At 39.1% G+C, this 1,274-nt stretch carries 1 protein-coding gene; it reads right to left on the reverse strand.

Annotated features, from left to right (window positions below):
- Window positions 1-42: 42 nt before the first annotated feature.
- Window positions 43-1,208, reverse strand: a protein-coding gene (locus FTV25_RS15945) for an IS3 family transposase (RefSeq protein WP_119285041.1) whose coding sequence is annotated in 2 segments (ribosomal slippage) — window positions 43-950 and window positions 950-1,208 — 1,167 coding nt in all. Because the reading frame shifts where the segments join, the coding sequence is not laid out codon by codon here.
- Window positions 1,209-1,274: the final 66 nt, after the last annotated feature.

Genomic DNA, 1,274 nt, shown 5'->3' on the forward strand with positions numbered 1-1,274 from the left:
TGATGTGTGCTGAATTAGCAGGAGACTTTCACTTGGGAGATTCTAGGCAGCTAACCGATAAAAGTCTTCTGCCATTTGATTTGGTGTCTTAAAATCCAAGCCTTTTTGAATTCTTCGCTGATTATAAAATAACTCTATATATTTTGTAATATCCGCTTTGGCTTCTTCCCTTGTTTTGTAGTTGCGATGATGGACTAGTTCATTTTTGAGTATGCCCCAGAAACTCTCTATCGGTGCATTATCAAAGCAGTCGCCTTTTTTGCTCATTGAACCCTGAAAATCAAATTTCTCAAGTAAGTTTCGATATTCATTACTGCAATATTGGCTGCCTCTATCTGAATGTACAATGAGATCTTTAGCAGGTTTCTGATTGCGAATAGCCATATTCAATGCATCACAAACAAGCTTGGCTGTCATGCGCTCATTTAAGCTATAGCCAACAACCTGTTTCGTGTAAAGATCTTTGACAGCTGCCAAGTACAACCAGCCCTCAGCCGTCCAAATGTAGGTAATGTCACTCGACCACGCAAGATTAGGCTTCGTCATTGAAAACTGTTGCTTGAGTAAATTGTCATAAATAGAACGGTTGTGATCACTGTTCGTGGTTCTTTTGAAACGCTTATGGCGCTTACAATACAACTGATTTGATTTTTTTATTTGGCGCACAGCATACGTACTTATTTTGATACCTTGCGCTTGTAAATGCTTGGTTAATCGAACATAGCCATAGCTTTGTTTGGTTTCTTCATGGGCTATTTTGACCAAAATTGTCTGCTGATTTCGCTGAATTGATCTTTTACTCATGCCTCGCTTTAGCCAATCATAAAAGCGAGAAACGGATACACGAAGTAATCGAGCCATTAAAATAATCGGAAATAAGTGGCTTTGCGATTTCATATAGGCGTACCTCACTGACTTTCTTTGGCAAAGTACGCTGCTGCCTTTTTTAAAAATTCACGTTCCATTTCAGCTGTTTTGAGCTGTTGTTTAAGCTTCTTATTTTCTTCGAGTAAGGCGTTTAGATCGGGCGAATACTGTTTTGTGCCTGCTAAAGTTCCAGCCTTTGCTTTGTTATTCCAGTTCGAAAGGGTTTGCATTGAAATGCCAAGTTGTCTAGCGGATTCCGATACATTACCTTGGTTCTCTTCAATGGCTTTTATGGCTTCAGCTTTAAATTCTGCGGTGTAAGTCTTCTGTTTCTTGCTCATGGTAAACTCCTAATGAGTATGTATAGTTTACCAAGTTAAACCCTCCTGTTTTTTAAGCACACATCA

The organism is Acinetobacter sp. YH12249 (genome assembly GCF_013417475.1).
Lineage (GTDB): Bacteria > Pseudomonadota > Gammaproteobacteria > Pseudomonadales > Moraxellaceae > Acinetobacter.